23 protein-coding genes are annotated in these 20,852 nt (G+C 67.6%); 16 read left to right on the plus strand and 7 right to left on the minus strand.

The features are described 5' to 3' along the window. Nucleotides 1–7: 7 nt before the first annotated feature. Genes ITJ64_RS04985 through ITJ64_RS04995 form a run of 3 tightly spaced genes read right to left on the minus strand, consistent with a single transcriptional unit; the run spans nt 8 to nt 2,342 of the window. Nucleotides 8–469, minus strand: a complete 462-nt coding sequence (locus ITJ64_RS04985; protein ID WP_194679629.1) for a nuclear transport factor 2 family protein — start codon at nt 467–469, stop codon at nt 8–10. Then, nucleotides 466–1,623, minus strand: a complete 1,158-nt coding sequence (locus ITJ64_RS04990; protein WP_194679630.1) for an NADH:flavin oxidoreductase — start codon at nt 1,621–1,623, stop codon at nt 466–468. The genes ITJ64_RS04985 and ITJ64_RS04990 overlap by 4 nt, the downstream gene beginning before the upstream one ends. Next, the gene (locus tag ITJ64_RS04995) at nt 1,620–2,342 is read right to left on the minus strand and encodes an SDR family NAD(P)-dependent oxidoreductase (protein WP_194679631.1); all 723 of its coding nucleotides are present in this window, start codon (nt 2,340–2,342) and stop codon (nt 1,620–1,622) included. The genes ITJ64_RS04990 and ITJ64_RS04995 overlap by 4 nt, the downstream gene beginning before the upstream one ends. Nucleotides 2,343–2,531: 189 nt before the next feature. Here ITJ64_RS04995 and ITJ64_RS05000 point away from each other — a divergent pair, with 189 nt between their 5' ends. From ITJ64_RS05000 to ITJ64_RS05025, 6 genes are read left to right on the plus strand one after another with little or no spacing between them, the layout of a single operon-like run. Continuing rightward, the gene (locus ITJ64_RS05000; RefSeq protein ID WP_194679632.1) at nt 2,532–2,987 is read left to right on the plus strand and encodes an SRPBCC family protein; all 456 of its coding nucleotides are present in this window, start codon (nt 2,532–2,534) and stop codon (nt 2,985–2,987) included. 53 nt (nt 2,988–3,040) lie between these two features. Continuing rightward, a complete protein-coding gene (locus tag ITJ64_RS05005) occupies nt 3,041–4,375 on the plus strand; it encodes an MFS transporter (protein WP_194679633.1) in 1,335 nt (444 codons plus the stop codon). Between the two features lie 5 nt (nt 4,376–4,380). After that, nucleotides 4,381–5,322 (plus strand): VOC family protein, encoded by a 942-nt coding sequence (locus ITJ64_RS05010; protein WP_194679634.1) that lies wholly within the window; start codon nt 4,381–4,383, stop codon nt 5,320–5,322. Beyond that, nucleotides 5,319–6,086, plus strand: coding sequence for an SDR family NAD(P)-dependent oxidoreductase (locus ITJ64_RS05015; protein ID WP_194679635.1), 768 nt, complete (start codon nt 5,319–5,321; stop codon nt 6,084–6,086). Before ITJ64_RS05010 ends, ITJ64_RS05015 begins: the two co-directional genes overlap by 4 nt. Further along, complete coding sequence (locus ITJ64_RS05020) at nt 6,083–6,658, plus strand: nuclear transport factor 2 family protein (protein WP_194679636.1); 576 nt, start codon at nt 6,083–6,085, stop codon at nt 6,656–6,658. The genes ITJ64_RS05015 and ITJ64_RS05020 overlap by 4 nt, the downstream gene beginning before the upstream one ends. Next, complete coding sequence (locus ITJ64_RS05025; protein ID WP_194679637.1) at nt 6,655–7,536, plus strand: alpha/beta fold hydrolase; 882 nt, start codon at nt 6,655–6,657, stop codon at nt 7,534–7,536. The genes ITJ64_RS05020 and ITJ64_RS05025 overlap by 4 nt, the downstream gene beginning before the upstream one ends. Here ITJ64_RS05025 and ITJ64_RS05030 read toward each other — a convergent pair. Further along, complete coding sequence (locus ITJ64_RS05030) at nt 7,527–7,790, minus strand: hypothetical protein (RefSeq protein WP_194679638.1); 264 nt, start codon at nt 7,788–7,790, stop codon at nt 7,527–7,529. The two genes, ITJ64_RS05025 and ITJ64_RS05030, sit on opposite strands and share 10 nt — an antisense overlap. 222 nt (nt 7,791–8,012) lie before the next feature. On the opposite strand from ITJ64_RS05030, the gene ITJ64_RS19080 reads away from it, so the two are divergent. From ITJ64_RS19080 to ITJ64_RS18805, 3 genes are all read left to right on the plus strand, one after another. After that, nucleotides 8,013–8,144: a hypothetical protein gene (locus ITJ64_RS19080; RefSeq protein ID WP_255524899.1), complete on the plus strand. Its 132-nt coding sequence runs from the start codon at nt 8,013–8,015 to the stop codon at nt 8,142–8,144. Nucleotides 8,145–8,542: 398 nt separating this feature from the next. Next, nucleotides 8,543–8,941, plus strand: a complete 399-nt coding sequence (locus tag ITJ64_RS05035) for a hypothetical protein (protein WP_194679639.1) — start codon at nt 8,543–8,545, stop codon at nt 8,939–8,941. Between the two features lie 448 nt (nt 8,942–9,389). Further along, entirely contained in the window at nt 9,390–9,830 is a 441-nt protein-coding gene (locus ITJ64_RS18805) for a hypothetical protein (RefSeq protein ID WP_228507681.1), read from the plus strand. Between the two features lie 370 nt (nt 9,831–10,200). On the opposite strand, the gene ITJ64_RS05045 is transcribed toward ITJ64_RS18805, so the two are convergent. From ITJ64_RS05045 to ITJ64_RS05055, 3 genes are read right to left on the minus strand one after another with little or no spacing between them, the layout of a single operon-like run. Then, entirely contained in the window at nt 10,201–11,217 is a 1,017-nt protein-coding gene (locus tag ITJ64_RS05045; RefSeq protein WP_194679641.1) for a magnesium and cobalt transport protein CorA, read from the minus strand. Nucleotides 11,218–11,234: 17 nt separating this feature from the next. Then, the gene (locus tag ITJ64_RS05050; protein WP_194679642.1) at nt 11,235–11,801 is read right to left on the minus strand and encodes a hypothetical protein; all 567 of its coding nucleotides are present in this window, start codon (nt 11,799–11,801) and stop codon (nt 11,235–11,237) included. Continuing rightward, a complete protein-coding gene (locus ITJ64_RS05055) occupies nt 11,750–12,223 on the minus strand; it encodes a hypothetical protein (RefSeq protein WP_194679643.1) in 474 nt (157 codons plus the stop codon). Before ITJ64_RS05055 ends, ITJ64_RS05050 begins: the two co-directional genes overlap by 52 nt. 342 nt (nt 12,224–12,565) lie before the next feature. On the opposite strand from ITJ64_RS05055, the gene ITJ64_RS19085 reads away from it, so the two are divergent. The 7 genes from ITJ64_RS19085 to ITJ64_RS05090 are packed head-to-tail and all read left to right on the plus strand — an operon-like array spanning nt 12,566 to nt 20,831. Further along, the gene (locus ITJ64_RS19085; protein WP_194679644.1) at nt 12,566–12,655 is read left to right on the plus strand and encodes a potassium-transporting ATPase subunit F; all 90 of its coding nucleotides are present in this window, start codon (nt 12,566–12,568) and stop codon (nt 12,653–12,655) included. Nucleotide 12,656: 1 nt separating this feature from the next. Continuing rightward, complete coding sequence (gene kdpA, locus ITJ64_RS05065; RefSeq protein WP_194679645.1) at nt 12,657–14,330, plus strand: potassium-transporting ATPase subunit KdpA; 1,674 nt, start codon at nt 12,657–12,659, stop codon at nt 14,328–14,330. Next, entirely contained in the window at nt 14,330–16,489 is a 2,160-nt protein-coding gene (gene kdpB, locus ITJ64_RS05070) for a potassium-transporting ATPase subunit KdpB (RefSeq protein ID WP_194679646.1), read from the plus strand. Before kdpA ends, kdpB begins: the two co-directional genes overlap by 1 nt. A gap of 18 nt (nt 16,490–16,507) precedes the next feature. Continuing rightward, nucleotides 16,508–17,110 (plus strand): potassium-transporting ATPase subunit KdpC, encoded by a 603-nt coding sequence (gene kdpC, locus ITJ64_RS05075; protein WP_194679647.1) that lies wholly within the window; start codon nt 16,508–16,510, stop codon nt 17,108–17,110. 28 nt (nt 17,111–17,138) lie between these two features. Beyond that, nucleotides 17,139–19,616 (plus strand): DUF4118 domain-containing protein, encoded by a 2,478-nt coding sequence (locus tag ITJ64_RS05080; protein WP_194679648.1) that lies wholly within the window; start codon nt 17,139–17,141, stop codon nt 19,614–19,616. Then, nucleotides 19,613–20,314: a response regulator gene (locus ITJ64_RS05085; RefSeq protein ID WP_194679649.1), complete on the plus strand. Its 702-nt coding sequence runs from the start codon at nt 19,613–19,615 to the stop codon at nt 20,312–20,314. Before ITJ64_RS05080 ends, ITJ64_RS05085 begins: the two co-directional genes overlap by 4 nt. Next, nucleotides 20,301–20,831, plus strand: coding sequence for a hypothetical protein (locus tag ITJ64_RS05090; protein WP_194679650.1), 531 nt, complete (start codon nt 20,301–20,303; stop codon nt 20,829–20,831). The genes ITJ64_RS05085 and ITJ64_RS05090 overlap by 14 nt, the downstream gene beginning before the upstream one ends. Nucleotides 20,832–20,852 lie beyond the last annotated feature (21 nt).

Here is a 20,852-nt window from a genome sequence, read left to right on the forward strand (position 1 = left end):
GATTCCCTCAGTCCTGCGGGGCATCCTGCGCCGCCGTGGGAAATTGTTGCACCTTGTGGATCAGTCGCCAATCACCGCGGAAGAGCGGGGTGATGACGTGGGTGCGCCAGCGCCACACGCCGTCGACCACCTCCCAGGTGGAGTCGAACCAGCAGGCCGACACCGTGTGGGCCAGCCCCTGCTCGTCCTGCGCGAAGAGGGTGAGGTAGTTCCGCGAGCGCAACAGGTCGTCACGCGCGGGATCGGGCTGCTCGATGGCGAGCGTCGAGAGCACGTGCTGGGTGCGCGAGTCCTCGCGCACCACGGTGCGCCCCCACTCGGCCGCGGCCTCGGGGCCGGGCGCCGAGGCGAAGTGATAGCGCCCGTGCGAGAAGAGCCGGCCGAGCCGTTCCCAATCCTTCGTGTCGGAAGCGATCGCGTATTCGAACAGCTGCCGTTCGATCTCGGCCCTGCCGTCGGTGCTGATCATGCGTCGATCTCCTCTCGTCCCCAGTAGCCCCGCTCCTTGCGGGATTCCGGCCAGCTCTCGCAGATGGTGCCGGTGAGTTGTGTGCGCAGACAGGTCGGCGGGTCGCACGGGCACCCGGCGGGGTCGTGCGCACCCGCCGCGGCGTCGCGCGCCCAGTCGGGATTGCCGAGCATCGGGCGTGCGAGGGCCACCGCCGCGACGAGGCCGCCGGCGATGAGGCTGTCCATCTTCTGCGGGTCGGTGAGGCCGCCGTTCGCGATCACGGGCACGCGCACGGCGGCCTGCAGTGCGATGGCGGTGCCGAGCTGGTGGCCCCACCGCCGCACCTCGCCCGGGGTGGAGATGCCGCGCAGCGTCTCGAAGGTCGAGACCGTCGGCAGGAAGAAGGCCGCGCCGAGCGACTCGAGACGGATGGTCAGTTCCACGGCTTCATGCAGCGTCCAGCCGTCGGCGACCGCCTCGTCGGAGAGCAGCTGCACACCCACAGGGCCGGCGTCGCCGAATCCGCGCTGCACCCGGTCGAAGGCCTCGAGCACGAAGCGGATACGGTTCTCGAACGACCCGCCGTAGGCATCCGTTCGCTGATTGGTGCGCGGGGAGAGGAACTGCGAGGGCAGGAAGCCCTGCGAGGCGTGAAGCATCACCCCGTCGAACCCGGCCTCGGCCAGGAGCGACGCCGCGCGCTCGAAGTGATCGAGCGTCTCACGGATGTCGTCGACCGTCATCTCGGTCGGAGTCACCACCCGGTCGCCGACCAGCCGGAATTCGAGTGCGGAGGGCGCGAGCCGCGGCTGGTCGTCGTAGCGGTCCCAAGGGCCGCCGTACCGGCCGGCGTGCCCGATCTGGGCGATCAGCAGAGCGCCCTCATCGTGCACGGCGTCGGCCAGGGCGCGGAGCCCGGGCAGTTTGTCGCGCGAATCGACGATGGTCTGCCGGGGCAACTGACGCCCGGCCTCGCTGATGGTGAAGTGCTCGGTCATGATCACCGAGGCGCCTCCCCGGGCGCGCCGGGCGTAGTGCTCGACCTCGGCCGTCGACACCGTGCCGTCGAGGTTCGCGTAGGCGACCGTCATGGGCGCGAGCCAGAGCCGGCTGGCCGCCTCGGCGTCACCGACGCGCACCGAGGAGAAGAGGGAGGGGAAGGCCGTACTCATCCGCTGAACACTCCCCCGTCGACGAAGATCGTCTTGCCGGTGATGAAGGAGGCGCGGTCGTCGAGCAGGAACGCGACCGCCGCCGCGATGTCGGCGGGAGTGCCGTGCCGACCGAGGGGCGGCAACGGCACGGTGTCGTCGTGGATGAACTCCGCGCTGAGCGGGGTGTCGGTCATGCCCGGCGCGACGGCGTTGACGCGGATGCCCACGGCGGCGAGCTCGGCGGCATACGCCTTCACGAGCATCCCGGCCCCGGCCTTCGAGGCGCTGTAGGGCCCGCGGTCGATCAACGGCCGCACCGCGCCGCCGGAGGTGATGGCCACGACGCTGCCGCGCTTGCCCCGGGTGACGAGGGCGCGCGCCGCGGCGCCGATGACGTTGAAGGTGCCGGTGAGATTCACGTCCAGCACCCTCTGCCAGGCCTCGGCCGACACCTCGAGGAGCGGGGTGAAGCCCTCGCGCCCCGGCCGCGCGGCCATGATGCCGGCGCTGTGCACGAGGTAGCCCTCGTCGGCGCCGGCGAACGCCTCGGCGAACACGCTCTCGCAGGCGGCCGCCGAGGTGACGTCCAGCCTCACCGGCGTCGCCGCTGCGCCGAGCTCGTCGGCCACGCGCTGCGCGTTCGCCTCGTCGATGTCGGCCACCACCACCGGCAGCCCCTGATCGATCAGGGTGCGCGCCACAGCGCGGCCGATTCCGCTGCCACCCCCGGTGACCACCGCCACCCTCGTCGGCTCGGCCGATGGGAACGCGCGTTCGTCTGATGGTGACGTCATTGTCTTCACCGATTTCCTTTCGGGGCTTGACCGAGAATCGCTCTCGCTCTATGTTTACACATCGTAAGAGTGATTTCTACATTGTAAAGATGGAGATTCACAGGCACCCATTCGAAGAAGAAAGGCGGATGCATGTTCACCATCACGCGCCGGTTCCCCGTCAACGAAGCCGGCCAGCCCCGTCTGGACCGCACCGACGTCTGGAAGGGTCTCGAGCAGAAGGCGCGCGACGCCACCCGGTTCGTCGCCCGCATGCAGGAGTGCGTCGTGATCGAGGACGTCGGTTACGAACTCACCCGCGACATCATCATCCGCGACGAGCCGCATCGCGAGCGCGTTACCTTCACCCCCGAGGTCGAGGTCGTGTTCGAGCGCATCGGCGGCAACACCACCGGGTACATCACGAACGAGATTCACGAGGAGGACGGCGAGCTCGTGCTGCAGTTCTCCTTCAACTTGGAGAAGGAGGGTCTGCCCGACGGCAGCGAGGCCGAGAAGGAGTACTTCGGCCGCGTCGAGGCGGAGTACGCCGACGCCATCGCCACGACCCTCGGTACCATCCGCGCCACCAAGAAGAACGCAGCCTGACCTCCCCTCCCCCTTCCCGCTGTGCCGCTCGACATCAAAGGAGATCCCCGAGCATGACTGCTTCAACGACGACGACCGTCAGGACTGACACCGAAAAACGAGAGCTCCGAAAGGTGCTCTGGTCGGCCTGGCTCGGCACCGCCATCGAGTTCTACGACTTCGCCCTCTACACGGCCATGGCCACCCTGGTGCTCGGGCCGCTGTTCTTCAACAACCTCGATCCGCTGGTCGCGACCATCGCGTCGCTCAGCACCTTGGCCCTCGGCTACATCGTGCGCCCGCTCGGCGCGATCATCTTCGGCCACTTCGGCGACCGCCTGGGCCGGAAGGTCTCGCTGGTCGTGACGATGCTCCTGATGGGAGGAGCGACCACCGCGATCGGTCTGCTGCCTACCCTCGACCAGATTGGGCAGCTCGCTCCCATCCTCCTCATCGTGCTGCGCATCCTGCAGGGCATCGGGGTGGGCGGTGAATGGGGAGGTGCCGCGCTGATGGCGTACGAGCACGCGCCGAAGGAGCGCCGCGGCTTCGCCGGCAGTGTCGTGAACGCAGGCACTCCGGCCGGCGTCGTGCTTGCATCCGGTGTGCTCGCCCTGTTCCTGCTGCTCCCGGCCGATCAGTTCAACTCCTGGGGCTGGCGCGTGCCGTTCCTGCTGAGCGCCCTGCTCGTGGTGTTCGCGCTCTGGATCCGGTTGAAAGTCTCGGAGTCGCCGGTGTTCCTGCAGGAGGTCAAGGAGAACGGGCGGGATCGCGTGCCGCTGCTGCGCGTGCTGAAGAGCCCGTTCGGCGCCATCCTCACTCTGCTGGTGGCGGTGTCGCCCTTCGTCTACAACTCCCTGGTGAACAGCTTCGGCCTGCTCTGGGCGGTCGAGGGCGGTCAGCTCCAGCGCTCCGACGTGCTCTTCGCGCAGACCATCGCAGCGCTGGCCAACATCCCGCTCGCGCTGTTCTTCGGCTGGCTCTCCGACCGCGTGGGCCGCAAGCTCGTGATCGGCGCCGGCATGGTGGGGGCCGCCCTCTACTCGATGGTCTTCCTCCTCCTGCTGCAGTCGGGGAACCTCGGGCTGACAGTTCTGGCCTACGTGGGTGCCGTCGTGTTCATGGCCGCGATGTTCGGGCCCATCTCGGCGTTCATCAGTGAGCTATTCAGCGCCAAGGCGCGCTACACCGGAGCCTCGCTGGGCTACCAGCTGGCCTCGACCATCGGTGGCCTCGCGCCGGCGATCTTCTCCTCCTTCCTGGTGGCGGGCCTCGGCCAGACCGCCGTCTGGGTGTCGGCCGTCATGCTCGGCATGGGGCTGCTCAGCCTGATCTTCCTCCTCATCGCCCGCCCGTACCGCACGGTCGTGGAACCCGCGGCCCCGGCCTCGGTACCCGTGGGGGCCTAGCAGAAATGGAGTCGATCATCACGAACCCTGTCACCTCCGCCACCGCTCCGACCGCCACCTCGACGGTTCGGGTCAACACCATCGGCTACGTCGCCTTCGACACCCCCGACGTGGAGCGCCTTACCGAGTACTACACCTCGGCGCTCGGCTTCACGCTCGTCGATGGCGACGGTCGCTCGGCCTACCTCTCGGCCGACGGCAGCAACCACGCCGTCGTGCTGAACCAGGCCGACGAAGCCCGAGCCCGCGCCCGTGTGGGGTACCGTGTCGACGGTTCGCTCGACGACGCGGCGACCCGGCTGACCCGGGCCGGCTACCAGGTGGAACGACGAACGGATGTCAGCCCCACCGAGACGACGGTGCTCGCGCTGGCCGAGCCGCAGACGGGCATGCCCATCCATCTGTACGACTCGTCAGTGGAGATCGCCCGGCCCGGAACCGATGCCGTCGCTCCCACGAAGCTGGGGCACGTCGCGGCCTACGTGCCGAGCCTGGACGCGATGCAGTCCTTCTACGAAGAGCTGCTCGGCTTCCAGTGGTCGGACACCATCGGCGACTTCTTCGTGTTCATGCGCTGCAACACCGACCACCACGCGGCGAACTTCATGAAGAGCGACAAGTACTCCGGCATGCACCACGTGGCCTATGAGATGCGCGACCTCACGCACCTGCAGAACATGCTCGACCACCTTGCCTCCCGCGAGGTGCGGCTGGAGTGGGGCCCCGGCCGCCACGGCCCGGGTCACAACATCTTCACCTACCACCGCGACCCCGACGGCAACGTCATCGAGCTCTTTACCCAGCTCGACGTGATGGACGACGCGACCGGCAATTATGAGCCGCGCCCGTGGCACGACGGAGTGCTGCAGTACCCCCGCACCTGGGAGGCTGACCTCAAGGCCCAGAACAGCTGGGGCCCGGGCAACCCGGCTATGAGGGACCGGTGAACTCGGCCGGCCGCGACCGGTCGGCCGAGTTCGCCGGCCGGGTCGCGCTCGTCACGGGCGCGGCCGGTGGCATCGGCCGCGCCAGCGCCCTGGAGCTGGCTGCCCGCGGCGCTGCCGTGATGGTGGGCGACATCGACGAGCGCGGGGAGGCGACGGCCCGCGAGATCCGCGAGGCGGGCGGCCTGGCCGCCTCCGTCGTCGTCGACGTCGGCGACGCCGAGAGCGTGCACGCGATGGTCGACGCGACGATCGCGGAGTTCGGCCGGCTCGACTTCGCGCACAACAACGCGGGCGTGTCGGCGATCGGGCGCACGGCCGACCTGGAGCCCGAACAGTTCGAACGCGTCATCCGCGTCAACCTTCTGGGGGTGTTCCACTGCATAAAGTACGAGATCCCCCGGATGCTCGAGGTTGGCGGTGGCGCGATCGTCAACACCGCCTCGATGTGGGCGTTCACCGGGTCGGCGGGCAAATCGGCCTATGCCGCGAGCAAGCACGGGGTGGCGGGGCTCACCCGCACGGCCGCCGTGGAGTACGGGGCGGAGGGGCTGCGGATTAACGCCGTCGCGCCGGGCCCGATCGAGACCGCCATGACCCGAGCCGCCCCCGACGACCTGATGGCGCGCATCGTCGAGCACACCGCGGTGAAGCGGATTGGCGCCCCCGAGGAGATCGCACGCGCCGTCGCCTGGCTGTGCTCCGACGAGTCGAGCTACGTCAACGGCACCGTGATGCCGGTCGACGGCGGATGGCTCGCTTCGTGACCGCACTCCCCTCCCGCCCCGTCACGACGATCGACGAGCTGCTCGCGGCGCATAACATCCAGCAGCTCGCGCTCGACTACGCCCTCGCGCACGACTCCCGCGACCTCGACGCGATGGAGCAGCTGTTCGTCCCCACCGACCTCGAGGTCGACTTCCCCCGTTTCACCGGGCGCATCCTGCTGCGCTCCCTGCGGGCGTACTTCGAGGTGGCGGGGCCCACCATCCTCTTCGTCACGAACCACCGGCTGGAACTCGTCGAGCCCGACTCGGCCCGCGGCACCGTCTCGTGCTTCGCGCAGCTCGAGGTCGACGGCCGCTTCGTGCAGCAGGCCATCCAGTATCGCGACGAATACGTGCGGAACGACGGCGTGTGGCGATTCCTCACGCGGGAGCACCTGCTCTGGTACGGGGTCGAGGAGCCCACGAACCCCTACCGGCAGCCGAAGTCGCAGTGGCCGGCCGAGGTCACCGGTCGCGGCAGCCTGCCCGAGGACTTCGACTCGTGGCGACGCTACTACGGGATCGCGGAGGCCCCGACCGGCCACTACCGGGGCCGGAGCACCCCTGCGTGACGGGCGCGCTCTGGAACCACGAGACCGCCGTGCTCGACGACGAACTGCGGCTGCATTACGTGATTGCAGGCTCGGGCTCCCGTGTGGTGCTGCTGCTCCACGGCTACCCGCAGACCTGGTGGTCGTGGCACAAAGTCATCCCGCTGCTCACGGGCGCGGAGTTCCGGGTGATCGCCCCTGACTACCGGGGAGCCGGCGCGAGCACGAAGCCCGCCTCGGGCTACGACAAGCTCACCCTGGCCGGCGACCTCCACACCCTCGTACGGGAGCATCTCGGCATCACCGACCCTGTCACGATCGTGGGCCACGACATCGGCCTGATGGTCGGGTTCGCCTTCGCCAGCCGTTTCCCGGCGGATGTCGCGGAGCTCGTGCTGGTCGACGCCCCCCTCCCGGGCACCGCCGCCTTCGACGAGGCCCGGGCGGAGCCGAACCTCTGGCACTTCGCCTTCCACGCGTCGCGCGACTTCCCCGAGATGCTGACGGCCGGCCGCGAGGAGGCGTACATCCGCGCCTTCATCACGACCCGGCTGCTGAATGCGGGAGCGATCTCGCCCGACGACATCGACCGCTACGCGGCGGCCTACGCGTTGCCCGGTGCGATGCGGGCCGGGTTCGAGCTGTACCGCGAGTTCGCGAACGACGGCGCGGCCAACCGCGCCTTCCTCGCCGCCCACGGCAAGCTCACCACGCCCGTGCTCGCCGTGGCCGGCGATCGCGGCGGCAGCCACTGGAGGATGCAGCGCATGGCCGAGGAGGTCGCGACCACGGTGACCTATGCCGCGGCCCCCGGCTCCGGCCACTGGGTACCCGAGGAAGCCCCGCAGTTCCTGGCCGACGCCGTGATCCACTTCGTGGCCGAGAACCGTCACTTGTAGGTGGAGTCGGCGTCGGGCTGACCGTAGAAGCCGGTGGGCGCATCCGGGATGCCGTAGAAGGCTCGCCACGACGGCAGGTCTTCGGGCAAACTGCCGCGACCAGTGGCTTCGGCGGGCCACTTCGTGTTCGGCTGGTCGAATGGGCGCTCAGGCAGCTCGATGCCGTACCAGAGCGGGTGCCCGCGCTCTGCGAAGAGCCATTCACCGTCAGTCCGCTCGTAGCGGTCAAAGTACTGGATGGCCTGCTCGATCAAGGAACTGCCGATCGAGAGCTTTGCGAAGCAGTACACGCTACCGTGCGCGTGATCCTCGTCGTCGTTAGTACTGAGAGCAAATTCGCTGCATCACTGGTGGATGCGTACTGAAGTTGCGGGTGCTTGTTTGCTTGCTTGCCGCTCATCGGCGTTCCATAGTTATGTCTGTTTCCATCGGCTATCGGGTGAGTCCTCCCTGCTCACGCTCAGCTCGTCCCGGAGGTGCCCACCGACTGGACCGCCGACAACGTCACCCTGTACCGGTTCTGGTCGGCCGCCTGGGGCAACAAGTACTGGCTCACCCAGGAATGGGCGCCGATAGCGAGCTGGCAGCTCGCCCGGTCAAAAACGTGAGGGGTGGCGCATCGTGCGTCACCCCACACCCCGTCGTACGCCAGCCCCATTGGGGCGCACATCCACTTAGATGGCTCGCCGGAGCTCACCGAAGGGACGGCCGTGGACACCATCTCCACCGACTGCATGGCGCTTGATAGCAGGCGGCCCGAGATGTCGGACCACTCCTCGACGGATTTAGAAGCGGGGTCACGATCGACCTGAAATCCGACATTCACGATCTAGCAGCTCTGTTTGACAAAGCTGGGGGGACAGTATTCAAGAAATGAAGCGCGTACCCTCACGCCGCCATCATCGGAGAGGAGGAGGGGGCAGAAACACATGTAGTTCAAACATGCTGATAATAACCGTTATGTCAATAGCGCGCTATTTGAGCCATAGCGCACTATCATCCAATCATGGCACAGACCCCTTCCCCGCTGCATGCGAACCTGATGACGGACGTGTGGGAATTGGCGAGCCGGAAGGCTGCGCTGGCTGCGCAGCTGGCTGAAATTGATCAGCTTCACCGAGAGGCTGTCACGCTCGCGCATGCGTTTGGGATCAAGCAGCCCGTTCTGGCCAAGCTGAGTGACGTCACGCCAGGCAGGATTTCGCAGATCGTCCTGTCAACGGAAACTCCTGACGCCGACCCGGACGAATTCCATAGTGCCGTCTTCAAGGCGCTCGAATGGGGTGACGATCATCGCGAGCGCATCCAACGAGCGATCGCGAAAGCGAACCCCGAGGCGTTCGTCGAAAAATTTGAGCTCGTGCATGGCCGCTCCCCTGCCTCGAGGCGCCCTGCACGCCCGTAAAAGTCCGGAGCGCGCGATCGCCGCTTGCACGGCCGCGCGTGCGGCGTCGAGGCGTGCGCTTGCCCCGGCCCGGTGGTGAATCGCCCAGCTGCATCCTGCGCCGCGGGAGCGGCGACCACAGCGTGTGCGGACGGCCCGAGTGGGATGACCCGGCTCTGCTCGAACCAGTCGAGCTCAATGACCCAGGCTTGCCGCACCGATTCTTAACGGGTCGGTCCAAAGCCGAGGTGGTACAAGTTCGCGACCTCTTGGAGCGCTGGATCATCGAGGGTGATGTCCTGGGTGCTGTCTAGTTCGACGTGCGCACCGTCGAAGATCGCCCAGCACTCAAAGTCCCCGAGGCGCGAGACGTATCGGATGCCGGCGTACAGCGTGTCACCGTGCTCATCGGTGCGGAATAGGCCCAGCCAGCGATCGCCCGGGTAAGGAGCCGATTCGGTCCGCGAACGTGGGCGACGTCGAGGTTTTCGATATCGTGCTGCAGGAGCAGCTCGGGCGCCTGCTCAGTGAGGAACGTGTGCGTCATGGGTGCTTCCACGTCAACGAAGGGCAACGACCCGGCGACATGGAAGGTCCGGAGGCGCCTTGTAGCAATCCAGCCGGCTGGAACCTCGCAGGGTCCGATGCGGCTCTGGTCGAGGTCGTGGGCGATGAGGGCCCGCTGCGTAGATGCCTTGGCTCGAAATCCGGCCAGAGTCTCGGCGTAGGCCCCGGTGGCTTCCGTGGCCCCGTAGAGCACACCGGCGCCGGGAACGTCGAATCTGTTCCCTGCCCGAACGTTGAGAGCATCGACGGGGTTCAGACGGGAGAAGCGCAGCGGCGGGTCCGCGCGCTCGACTCTGCTGAGCAGGTGAGGCGTTTCGACGGTCGCTGGCTCAGCCAGCATTGACGAAGGCGCGCGCGGCCGCCAGGACATCGCGGACGTGGCCTGCGGCGATCTCTTCCGCGGCGTCAATCGACTCAACCATTCGGAGGGCCTGGGTCTGACCTTTTGTGGACGCGTAGGCGCGCGAGTCCGAACGGGCTGTCGTCGGCGAGGAGCACGGCTTCCAGTTCCGATTCGACACGGCACGGGGCTGAAACAATTCCGAAAAGCTCTTGGTAAGCGACCATGTCTGGTCAGAGAACAATCAGCGCGGTTGGTGGGAAGGGCTGCCCTCATCTCTATCCGGCACGGACGTCGAATTCGCAACCTCTGATCGTTTCATTGCGCCCTATGGCTTCGTCCCAATACCCCAGCCTGGCAGATCAAACGGTTCTCAGAGCCACCTCTTGCGTTTGAAGATGGCGTAAAGCACACCACCCATGGCGACCATGCCGAGAACGGCGAGGGGGTAGCCCAGCGGCCAACGGAGCTCGGGCATGAAGTCGAAGTTCATGCCGTAGATGGTGCCGATGAGCGTCGGGGCGAAGAGGATGGCGGCCCACGAAGAGATCTTCTTGATCTCCTCGTTCTGGGCGAGCCCGGTCTCGGTGAGTCGGCGGGTCTCCTCGTTCTGTTTCTGTGTGACGAGGGTCGAGTGCACCGTGAGCGCGTTCTCCAGCAGAGTGCGGAATCCGTCGGCCTTGTCGACCGCGCGCTGCACATGGTCGAGCACGTCACGGAGTGAGCGCTGGAGCTCGATGTCGACCTGGTACTTCGTCGATCCCTTCAGGAGTCGGTCGAGCATGTCTGGCATCGGACCGATGGCGCGCTGAAAGCTGATGACCTCGCGTAGGAGCTCGTAGATGCGACGGGACACCCCCGGGTCGTCACCGAACAGCTGATCCTGGATCTCGTCGATGTCGTTCTCGAGGCCGTCGATGACGGGCTCGTATCCGTCGACCACCTCATCGAAGATCGTGTAAAGCACCGCTTCGGGGCCCAGGCACAGCAGCTCAGGCTCCTCTTCCATTCGGTGCCGCACTACTCGCAGGTCGGGATTCTCCGCATGCCTGACGGTCACGACGAATCCGGGTCCGACGAAGACGTGCACCTCGCCGAACTCGACCGTCTCCGACGCGTCGAGGTAGCGGGCGGGCCTAATGACGACGAAGAGGGTCTCGCCGAACCGCTCGAGTTTCGCCCGCTGATGTCCTTTCAACGCGTCCTCGACCGCGAGTTGATGGAGCCCGAACTCGGCCGCGACGGAGCGGAGCTCCTCGGAGTTCGGCCGGTAGAGGCCGATCCAGGCCATCCCGTGGCGTTCGCGGAGCAGCTCGTAGGTCTCGTCGAGGCTGTGCGGGCTCTCGGTGCGGCGTCCGTTGACGTAGATGGCGTTGTCGATGATGGCCATGGCCGCTCCGTTCGGGGTCAGTAGAGCCGCTCCGGGTGCTGGGAGCGGCGACGGATGTCGTGCAGGGCCACCGGGCGGGCGATCACGAAGGCGACGAGGTCACCGGCGTGGATGTCGACGGGCAGAACGCACTGCAGGTCACCATAGCGTCGGCAGGGCCGCGCGACGAACAGCGCGTCCTGCGCCCGCGACTGCCGCCCGATCAGCCGGAACGTGCTCTCGAGTGGTTCGCACCCGTCCAGCTCCGCGTCGACCCAGAGGTCGTATCCGTCACCGTCGGGCGAGATGGTCACTGCCTCGACGGCGGTGACGACGATGGCGCAGTGGCGGTCACCTGCAGCCATCGACCAGGAGCGCGCGGCGGATTCGGAGACCCGGGTGCATGGTGTGCCGACGGCTCGCGCCATGCCCGTCATGGATTCGCTGGCGATCGTGACATCGTCGCGGGTGACCGCGGCGGCCCGGGGCCACAACGCGAGATCGGGGTGCTCGATGTGGTGGCGTCTGTACCAGTTCAGAGTGTGGATCATGCTCATGACGCCGCCGCCGTGCGCAGTTGCCGGCAGCTGATCGATCCGGCGCACGGCACGGCGACGAGGTCGCCGACCGCCACGTCCTCGGGCAGCGTCACGGCGGCGCCGCCGAGCTGGAACGGGCGGGTGTGTCTGGTCGACGTGCGTCCGATCATGCGCACCTCATCGAGATGAGCAGGGACGGCCCCTAGATCGGCATCGAGTGTCAGCACCCCCAGTCGATCGATGGAGGTGATGCGGGCGACGACGACGGAGGCCTGCTCCCGGTCGGAGGGGCGGCCGTGGGTGCCGGGGATGACGGCGGCGGCGATGTGCACGCAGGGGGTGTCGCAGATGTCGACGAGGCGGAGCATCGACACTCCGGAGACGATGACGTCGGTGGTGGTGGGGTGCGTCCACTCGGGCCACCGGTCGATGGTGAGGGGGTCGGGGATCGAGGCGCGGAGTGTGGGGAGGATGCTGGTGAGGGTCACAGAGGAAGGTCTACGCCGCTGGAGGAGGCATGTGGTGGTTCCTAACGGGATACGATCGCCGATGCCCTGAATCCTGACGGGAATCATGATGCCGGCCCCTCGACGCCGATGCGGTAACAGGATTCTGTATGTGTTTTCGCCCCTTCAGGCGGTACAGCGTCAGGAACTCGTTAGGACGCCCGATTCGGGCCGATCGGGCGAGCACAATCATGATCCGTACCCGTGCGCCCACCCTGGGCGCCTGTCGGATGGAGAAACCACAGTGCTCGACGTCGTCTACATCGTCGCGATCCTCGCCGTCTTCGGCGTGGTCGCTCTTGTCGCCTGGGGGGTCGGGAAGCTGTGATCGTTCTCGAACTCGTCGCCGCGATCCTGGGTGTGGCCGGAGTGGCCTACCTCGTTGTCGCTCTCGTGAAGCCGGAGAAGTTCTGACATGGAGGCTTGGCTTCTGGTCGCGCAGTTCGCGACCCTTGCGATCATCCTCGCGGTGATCCACCGTCCCCTCGGCGACTACATGGCGTGGACCTTCACCTCCGCGAGAGACCTGAAGGTCGAACGCGGCCTCTATCGTGTCGTCGGCGTCGATTCCGCCGGAGAGCAGAGCTGGGGCGCGTACCTCCGCGGTGTGCTCGCCTTCTCGCTCATCGGCGTGCTGTTCGTCTACGCCCTGCAGCGGCTGCAGGCGGTGCTGCCCTACTCGCTGGGCCTGCCTGCCGTTCCCGAGGGACTGTCGTTCAACACCGCGGTCTCGTTCGTGACCAACACGAACTGGCAGTCGTACTCGCCTGAAGTGACCATGGGCTACACCGTGCAGATCGCCGGCCTGGCCGTGCAGAACTTCGTCTCGGCCGGTGTCGGCATCGCCGTGGCCGTCGCGCTCATCCGCGGTTTCTCGCGCCGGAGCACGGGCACGCTGGGCAACTTCTGGGTCGACCTGACCCGCGCCACGTTACGCATCCTGCTTCCGCTCGCGGTGATCTCGAGCATCGTGCTGATCGCGGGAGGCGTGATCCAGAACTTCAACGGGTTCACCGAGGTCAGCACTCTCACGGGTGGCACCGCGACCGTTCCCGGCGGACCCGTGGCCTCTCAGGAGGCCATCAAACTGCTCGGCACGAACGGTGGCGGTTTCTTCAACGTGAACTCGGCGCATCCGTTCGAGAACCCGACGCCCTGGACGAACCTGTTCGAGATCGTGCTGATGCTCGCCATCCCGTTCTCACTCCCCCGCACCTTCGGCAAGATGGTCGGCGACACCCGCCAGGGCTTCGCGATCCTCGCCGCGATGGCCACGCTCTTCATCGTGTCGCTCGCCGCGCTGACCACGTTCGAGATCATCGGATCGGGCACCGGTCCCCAGCTGGCCGGCGGCGCGATGGAGGGCAAGGAGCAGAGGTTCGGCATCGCCGCCTCGACGCTCTTCGCGACGACCTCCACGATCACCTCCACCGGCGCGGTCAACTCGATGCACGACAGCTTCACGTCGCTCGGCGGCATGATGACGCTGTTCAACATGATGCTCGGCGAGATCGCCCCCGGCGGTGTCGGATCGGGACTCTACGGCATGTTGATCATCGCGATCATCACCGTGTTCATCGCGGGCCTCCTGGTCGGCCGCACCCCGGAGTACCTGGGCAAGAAGCTCGGCCCGCGCGAGATCAAGCTGGCGAGCCTCTACATCCTCACCACGCCCACGATCGTGCTCGTCGGCACCGCGCTCAGCTTCGCGATCCCGGTCATCCGTGAGGATGTCGAGGGCACGTCGATCTGGAACCCGGGCCTGCACGGCTTCACCGAGGTGCTCTACGCGTTCACCTCGGCCGGCAACAACAACGGCTCGGCGTTCGCCGGCATCACCGCCAACACCCCGTGGTTCAACACCGCGCTCGGCGTGGCGATGCTGCTCGGCCGGTTCATCCCGATCGTGTTCGTGCTCGCTCTGGCCGGATCGCTGGCCGCGCAGAACAAGGTGCCCGTCACTGCCGGCACCCTGCCCACCCACCGCCCGCAGTTCGTGGGCCTCCTCGTCGGCGTCGTGCTCATCGTCGTCGCTCTCACCTACTTCCCCGTGCTCGCACTCGGACCGCTCGCCGAAGGGCTTCAGTAATGTCCACGCTCACCCCGACCAGCTCACCCGAGCCGTCAACCCGACCCGCCGCCGCGGAACACACGCCAGGCGCGCGCACCTTCAGCCTCGCCCAATTGGCGAAGGGCCTGCCAGGGGCCGTGCGCAAGCTCGATCCGCGCGAGATGTGGCACAACCCCGTCATGTTCCTCGTGGAGGTGGGCGCTGCGCTCACCACCGTGATCGCGATCGCCCAGCCCTTCCTGCCCGCCGAGACCGGACCGCAGGCCACCTCGCTGGCCTTCACCTGGGCGATCGCGGTCTGGCTCTGGCTCACCGTGCTGTTCGCGAATCTCGCCGAGTCGGTGGCCGAGGGCCGCGGCAAGGCGCAGGCCGCCACGCTCCGCGCCACCCGCACGAGCACCATGGCCGCCCGGGTCGAGAACTACGACGCTGCGAAGGACCCGGCGGCTCTGCAGGCCTCCACGGCCCAGGTGGCATCCGCCGACCTGAAGCTCGGCGATGTCGTGGTGGTCGTGGCCGGGGAGCTCGTGCCCGGCGACGGCGACATCATCGACGGGATCGCCTCGATCGACGAGTCGGCCATCACGGGCGAATCCGCTCCGGTGGTGCGGGAATCCGGTGGAGACCGGAGCGCGGTCACGGGCGGCACCCGGGTGCTCTCGGATCGTGTCGTGGTGAAGATCACGTCGAAGCCCGGCGAGACCTTCGTCGACCGGATGATCCGGCTCGTCGAGGGCGCCTCGCGGCAGAAGACGCCCAACGAGATCGCCCTCAACATCCTGCTCGCGAGCCTCTCGATCATCTTCCTGATCGTGGTGCTCACGCTCGGCCCCATCGCCGGGTACTCGGATGCGGCCCCCTCCATCGCGGTGATGGTCGCGCTCCTGGTCTGCCTCATCCCCACCACCATCGGGGCGCTGCTCTCAGCGATCGGCATCGCCGGCATGGACCGACTGGTGCAGCGCAACGTGCTCGCGATGTCGGGCCGCGCGGTCGAGGCCGCCGGCGACGTGACGACCCTGCTGATGGACAAGACCGGAACGATCACCTACGGCAACCGCCGTGCCTCTGAGTTCCGCACCCTGACGGGAGTCGACAGCATCGCTCTCCGCGATGCGGCGGCGCTCTCGTCGCTCTCCGACCCCACCCCCGAGGGCAAGTCGATCGTCGACCTGGCCGAGGGCCAGGGTTTCCGGCGCCCGTCATCGGTCGACGGCGAGATCGTGCCGTTCACCGCCCAGACCCGGATGAGCGGCATCGACTTCGCCGACGGCCGCCAGATCCGCAAGGGCGCCGGTTCCGCCGTCACCGCCTGGGCCCGCGAGACCGGTACGGCGGGCAGCTCGCTCTTCGATGAGCTGCAGGAGCAGACGGACGCGATCGCCGGTCTCGGCGGCACCCCGCTCGTCGTCGCCGTGCGCGAACCCGGCCGGCCGGCCGAGCTCCTCGGCGTGGTCTACCTGAAGGACATCGTGAAGGAGGGCATGGCGAGCCGCTTCGCCGAACTGCGCTCGATGGGCATCCGCACGGTCATGATCACGGGTGACAACCCGCTCACCGCCAAGGCGATCGCCGACGAGGCGGGCGTGGACGACTACCTCGCGGAGGCGACCCCGGAGGACAAGCTCGCGCTGATCAAGAAGGAGCAGGAGGGCGGCCGCCTCGTCGCCATGACCGGTGACGGCACCAACGACGCCCCTGCCCTCGCGCAGGCGGATGTCGGCGTGGCGATGAACACGGGTACGAGTGCGGCCAAAGAGGCCGGCAACATGGTCGACCTCGACTCCGACCCCACGAAGCTCATCGACATCGTGGCGATCGGCAAGCAGCTGCTGATCACCCGCGGAGCCCTCACGACCTTCTCCATCGCGAACGACGTGGCGAAGTACTTCGCCATCATCCCCGCGATGTTCGCGGCCGTGTTCCCGGGGCTCGGGCTGCTCAACATCATGGGCCTGCACTCCCCCTCGTCGGCGATCCTCTCCGCGGTGATCTTCAACGCCCTCGTGATCGTCGTGCTCATCCCGCTGGCGCTCAGGGGTGTGAAGTACCGGCCGATGTCGGCGTCGCGCATCCTCAACCGCAACATCCTCATCTACGGACTGGGCGGGGTGATCGCTCCCTTCATCGGGATCAAGATCATCGACCTCGTCGTCAGCCTCATCCCCGGCTTCTAGAAAGAACAGGACAGAGAAATGGCTACCAATCGCGGGTTCGCCCGCCCCTACTGGGTCGCGATCCGGTACATGATCGTCGCCACGGTCGTGCTCGGCATCGCCTACCCCGTCGCCATCCTCGGCATCGGGCAGCTCGCGCTGCCGGCCCAGGCCAACGGCAGCGTGGTCACGGTCGACGGTGAGACGGTCGGTTCGTCGCTCATCGGCCAGTCGTTCACCGACGAGGACGGGAACGCTCTCCCCGAGTGGTTCCAGTCGCGGCCCTCCGCGGCCGGCTACGACGGCGGAGCCTCCGTCGGGTCGAACTACGGGCCCGAGAACGCCGACTTCATCGCCGAGATCGAGGCCCGTCAGGCCGCGATCGCCGAGAGCGACGGCGTGGCGGTCGGTGACATCCCGGTGGATGCGCTCACCACGTCCGGCTCGGGTCTCGACCCGCACATCAGCCCGGAGTACGCCTACGAGCAGGTCGCCCGCATCGCGGACGAGCGCGGTGTCGACGTGGCGGAGGTGACCGGCCTGGTCGACGCGTTCGTGCAGGGCCGCGACCTCGGCTACCTCGGCGAGCCGACAGTCAACGTGCTGCAGCTCAACGTGGCCCTCGCGCAGCTCGGCAGCTGAGCATGAGTCCATTCACCGCGGAGGGACGATGAAGCAGGGGCGGCTCCGGGTGCTGCTCGGGGCCGCCCCCGGCGTGGGCAAGACGTACGCCATGCTCGAAGAGGGTCGACGGCTCCGCTCTCAAGGGAAAGACGTGGTGGTCGCGGTCGTGGAGACCCACGGCCGCGCCGCCACCAGGGCGATGACGCTCGGCTTCGAGATCGTGCCGCGCACGCGCGTCTCGCACCGCGGCGTCGAACTCGAGGAGATGGACCTCGACGCCGTGCTCGCCCGCGCGCCCCAGGTGGCTCTCGTCGACGAGCTCGCCCACACCAATGCGCCCGGCCTCGCCCACGAGAAGCGCTGGCGCGACGTCGAGACGCTGCTGGACGCCGGGATCGACGTGATCTCGACCGTGAACATCCAACACATCGAGTCGCTCAACGACGTCGTGCAGCAGATCACGGGTGTGCCCCAGCGCGAGACCATCCCCGACGCCGTGCTGCGGGAGGCCGATCAGATCGAGGTCGTCGACCTCGCCCCGCAGGCCCTCCGCGACCGCCTCTCGGAAGGCGTGGTCTACCCCGAGGCCCGCATCGACGCCGCGCTGTCGAACTACTTCCGCCTCGGCAACCTCACCGCGCTGCGCGAACTCGCGCTGCTCTGGCTCGCCGACGAGGTCGACTCCTCGCTGCAGAAGTACCGCACCGAGCACGGCATCGGCCAGAAGTGGGAGGCCCGCGAACGCGTGGTCGTCGCGCTCACCGGCGGGCCGGAGGGCGAGACGCTGCTGCGCCGCGGCTCGCGCATCGCCGCACGTTCGGCAGGTGGCCAGCTGCTGGCGGTGCACGTCACCAGTCAGGACGGACTGCGGCAGCCCGACCCGGGCGCTCTCGCCGCTCAGCGATCTCTCGTGGAGAGCCTCGGCGGGAGCTTCCACCAGGTCGTGGGCAGCGACATCCCCCAGGCACTGGTGCAGTTCGCGAAGGCGTCGAACGCCACCCAGCTGGTCATCGGTGTGAGCCGCCGGAGCCGCCTCGCCGCTCTCACCGGCCCCGGGATCGGCGCCACCGTGATCCGGGAGTCCGGCGACATCGACGTGCACATCGTCAACCACGCGGCGGCCGGCGGATCCCGGCTCTCGCTGCCCCACCCCCAGGGCTCACTCACCACCCGGCGGCGCGTATACGGATTCGTGCTCGCTCTCGTCTGCGGGCCGCTGCTCACCTGGTTGCTGTCGTCGTTCCGCAACGAGGACTCCATCACCTCCGACGTGCTGAGCTATCAGCTCCTCGTCGTGGTCGTTGCTCTCGTCGGTGGAATCTGGCCGGCCCTGTTCGCCGCGGTGCTGAGCGGGATCACCCTCGACTTCTTCTTCGTCGATCCGCTGTACACGGTCACCGTCGACGAACCCCTGCACCTCCTCGCCCTCCTGCTCTACGTGGTGATCGCCGTGCTGGTGTCGATCGTGGTCGACCAGGCCGCCCGTCGCAGCCGCGTGGCCCGCCGCTCGGCCGCCGAGTCGGAGCTGATCGCCGGTGTCGCCGGCGAGGTGCTGCGCGGGCAGGACGCGTTCCAGGCCTTCGTGACCCGCACCAGGGAGGCATTCGGTCTGACCGGTGTGCGCATCCTCATCGGCGACCGCGTGCTCGCCACCGACGGGGAGCCCGCGGGCGACGATGCCGTCGACCGTGTGCCCATCAACGACGAGTCCGTGCTCGAACTGCACGGGGCCGCCCTGCAGGGATCCGACCGTCGTCTGCTCGGCGTGATCGTGCTGCAGCTCGCGGCGGCGATCGAGCACGCCGACCTGGAGGAGACCGCCCGCGAGATGGCACCGCTCGCCGCGGCCGACAAGGTGCGCAGCGCCCTGCTCGCCGCCGTCGGGCACGACCTCCGCCGCCCTCTGGCCGGAGCCACCGCCGCCGTCACCGGACTGCGCGCCTCCGGTTCGCAGCTGTCCGACACCGATCGCGACGAGCTCCTCGACACCGCCGAGACCTCCCTGAAGCAGCTCACCGATCTGCTCACCAACCTCCTCGACGTCAGCCGCGTGCAGGCCGGAGTGCTCGCCGTCACGCTCGAGGCCATCGATCTCGCCGACCTCGTGCCCACGGCACTGGAGGAGCTCGGCGTCGGGCCGGAGGCGGTCGATCTCGAGATCCCCGCCGAGCTGCCCCAACTGGAGGCCGACCCGGTGCTGCTGGAACGTGTGCTGGTCAACCTGCTCTCGAACGCGCTGAAGTACTCCCCCATCGATCAGAAGGTCGTGATCGCCGCATCCGCCTTCCACGACACGGTGCAGATCAGGGTCATCGACCGGGGGCCCGGAGTGCCGAACGACCGGAGAGAAGACATCTTCGTGCCATTCCAGCGCCTCGGCGACACCGACAACACCACCGGCCTCGGGCTGGGCCTCGCGCTCTCGAAAGGATTCGTCGAGGGCATGAACGGCACCCTCGAGTTCGAGGAGACACCCGGTGGTGGCTCCACGATGGTCATCACCCTCGCCGCGGTGGCCGCATGAGGATCCTGATCGCCGACGACGACCCGCAGATCCTCCGAGCGCTGCGCGTGACGCTCGGTTCACAGGGGCACGAGATCCTCACCGCCGCCGATGGCAAGGAGACAATCGCAGCGGCGGCGCGAACACCGCCCGACCTACTCATCCTCGACCTGGGGATGCCCCACCTCGACGGGATGGACGTCATCCGCACCGTACGAGCCTGGTCGTCGCTGCCGATCCTCGTGGTGTCGGGGCGCACGGATGCCGCCGACAAGGTCGACGCCCTCGACGCGGGCGCAGACGACTACGTGACCAAACCCTTCGCGATCGATGAGCTGCTCGCCCGCGTGCGGGCCCTCACACGCCGCACGCCGACAACCCTCAACCGACCCGTCGTCACGCTCAGTGGAGTGACGATCGACCTGGTGGCCCACGTGATCACCCGTGAGGGCCAGCGAGGCGCCATCAAGCTGACCCCGACGGAGTGGAAGATCCTCGAGCTGCTCGTGCGCAACCCCCACCGCCTCCTCACCCACGCCGACCTCTTCACCGAGATCTGGGGCACCCCCAACGTGCACGAGACCGGTTACCTGCGGCTGTACATCGGCCAGCTCCGTAAGAAGCTCGAACCCGACCCCTCACGACCGAAGCACATCCTCACCGAGACCGGGATGGGCTACCGCTTCGAACCCGACCCGCCCGCCGATGCCGCACCCTGACTTCGCCCGGACGATTCCCGGCCTGCCCGCCCCTCTCTGCACGACGAACGCAGTCTGGGGGCTCGAGTACCGCGACCACAGCATCCAGCGCACCGCTCTAAGGCGTGGAGGCATCGCAGTGTTCCCGCCAGGAACCAGCAGCCGAGAGGCCGCGAGACTCATCAACTATTACTGGTGGATCGACTTCATCGGCATCAGAGCCTTCGCGATCGCCCTCCCGCTGCTACTCGTGACCATCCACACCTCGCTCACCATCGCCCCGATCCTCACCATCGCCATCGGGGTCGCGATCGACACCGCCGCATTCATGGGAGTAGCACTCGTCCTGAGATGCGGCCTGCCGTCCAGCAAGCTCGTGCGATTCCTGACTTTCGACCCAGCCGGTAGGGGACTGCAGGTGCTGGCTCGTGATCTCAGCAAAGCGAGAGAACCTGGAACCGATGCAGTCCAGGATGAGGTCCTCTGGGCTTCCGCCTGGGAGGCAGCCCTAGAACAGCCATCCCGGCCCACCGGCTGAAGACTCCATCTCTTCCCTAGG

It is taken from the genome of Herbiconiux sp. VKM Ac-1786 (assembly GCF_015350805.1).
GTDB lineage: Bacteria > Actinomycetota > Actinomycetes > Actinomycetales > Microbacteriaceae > Herbiconiux.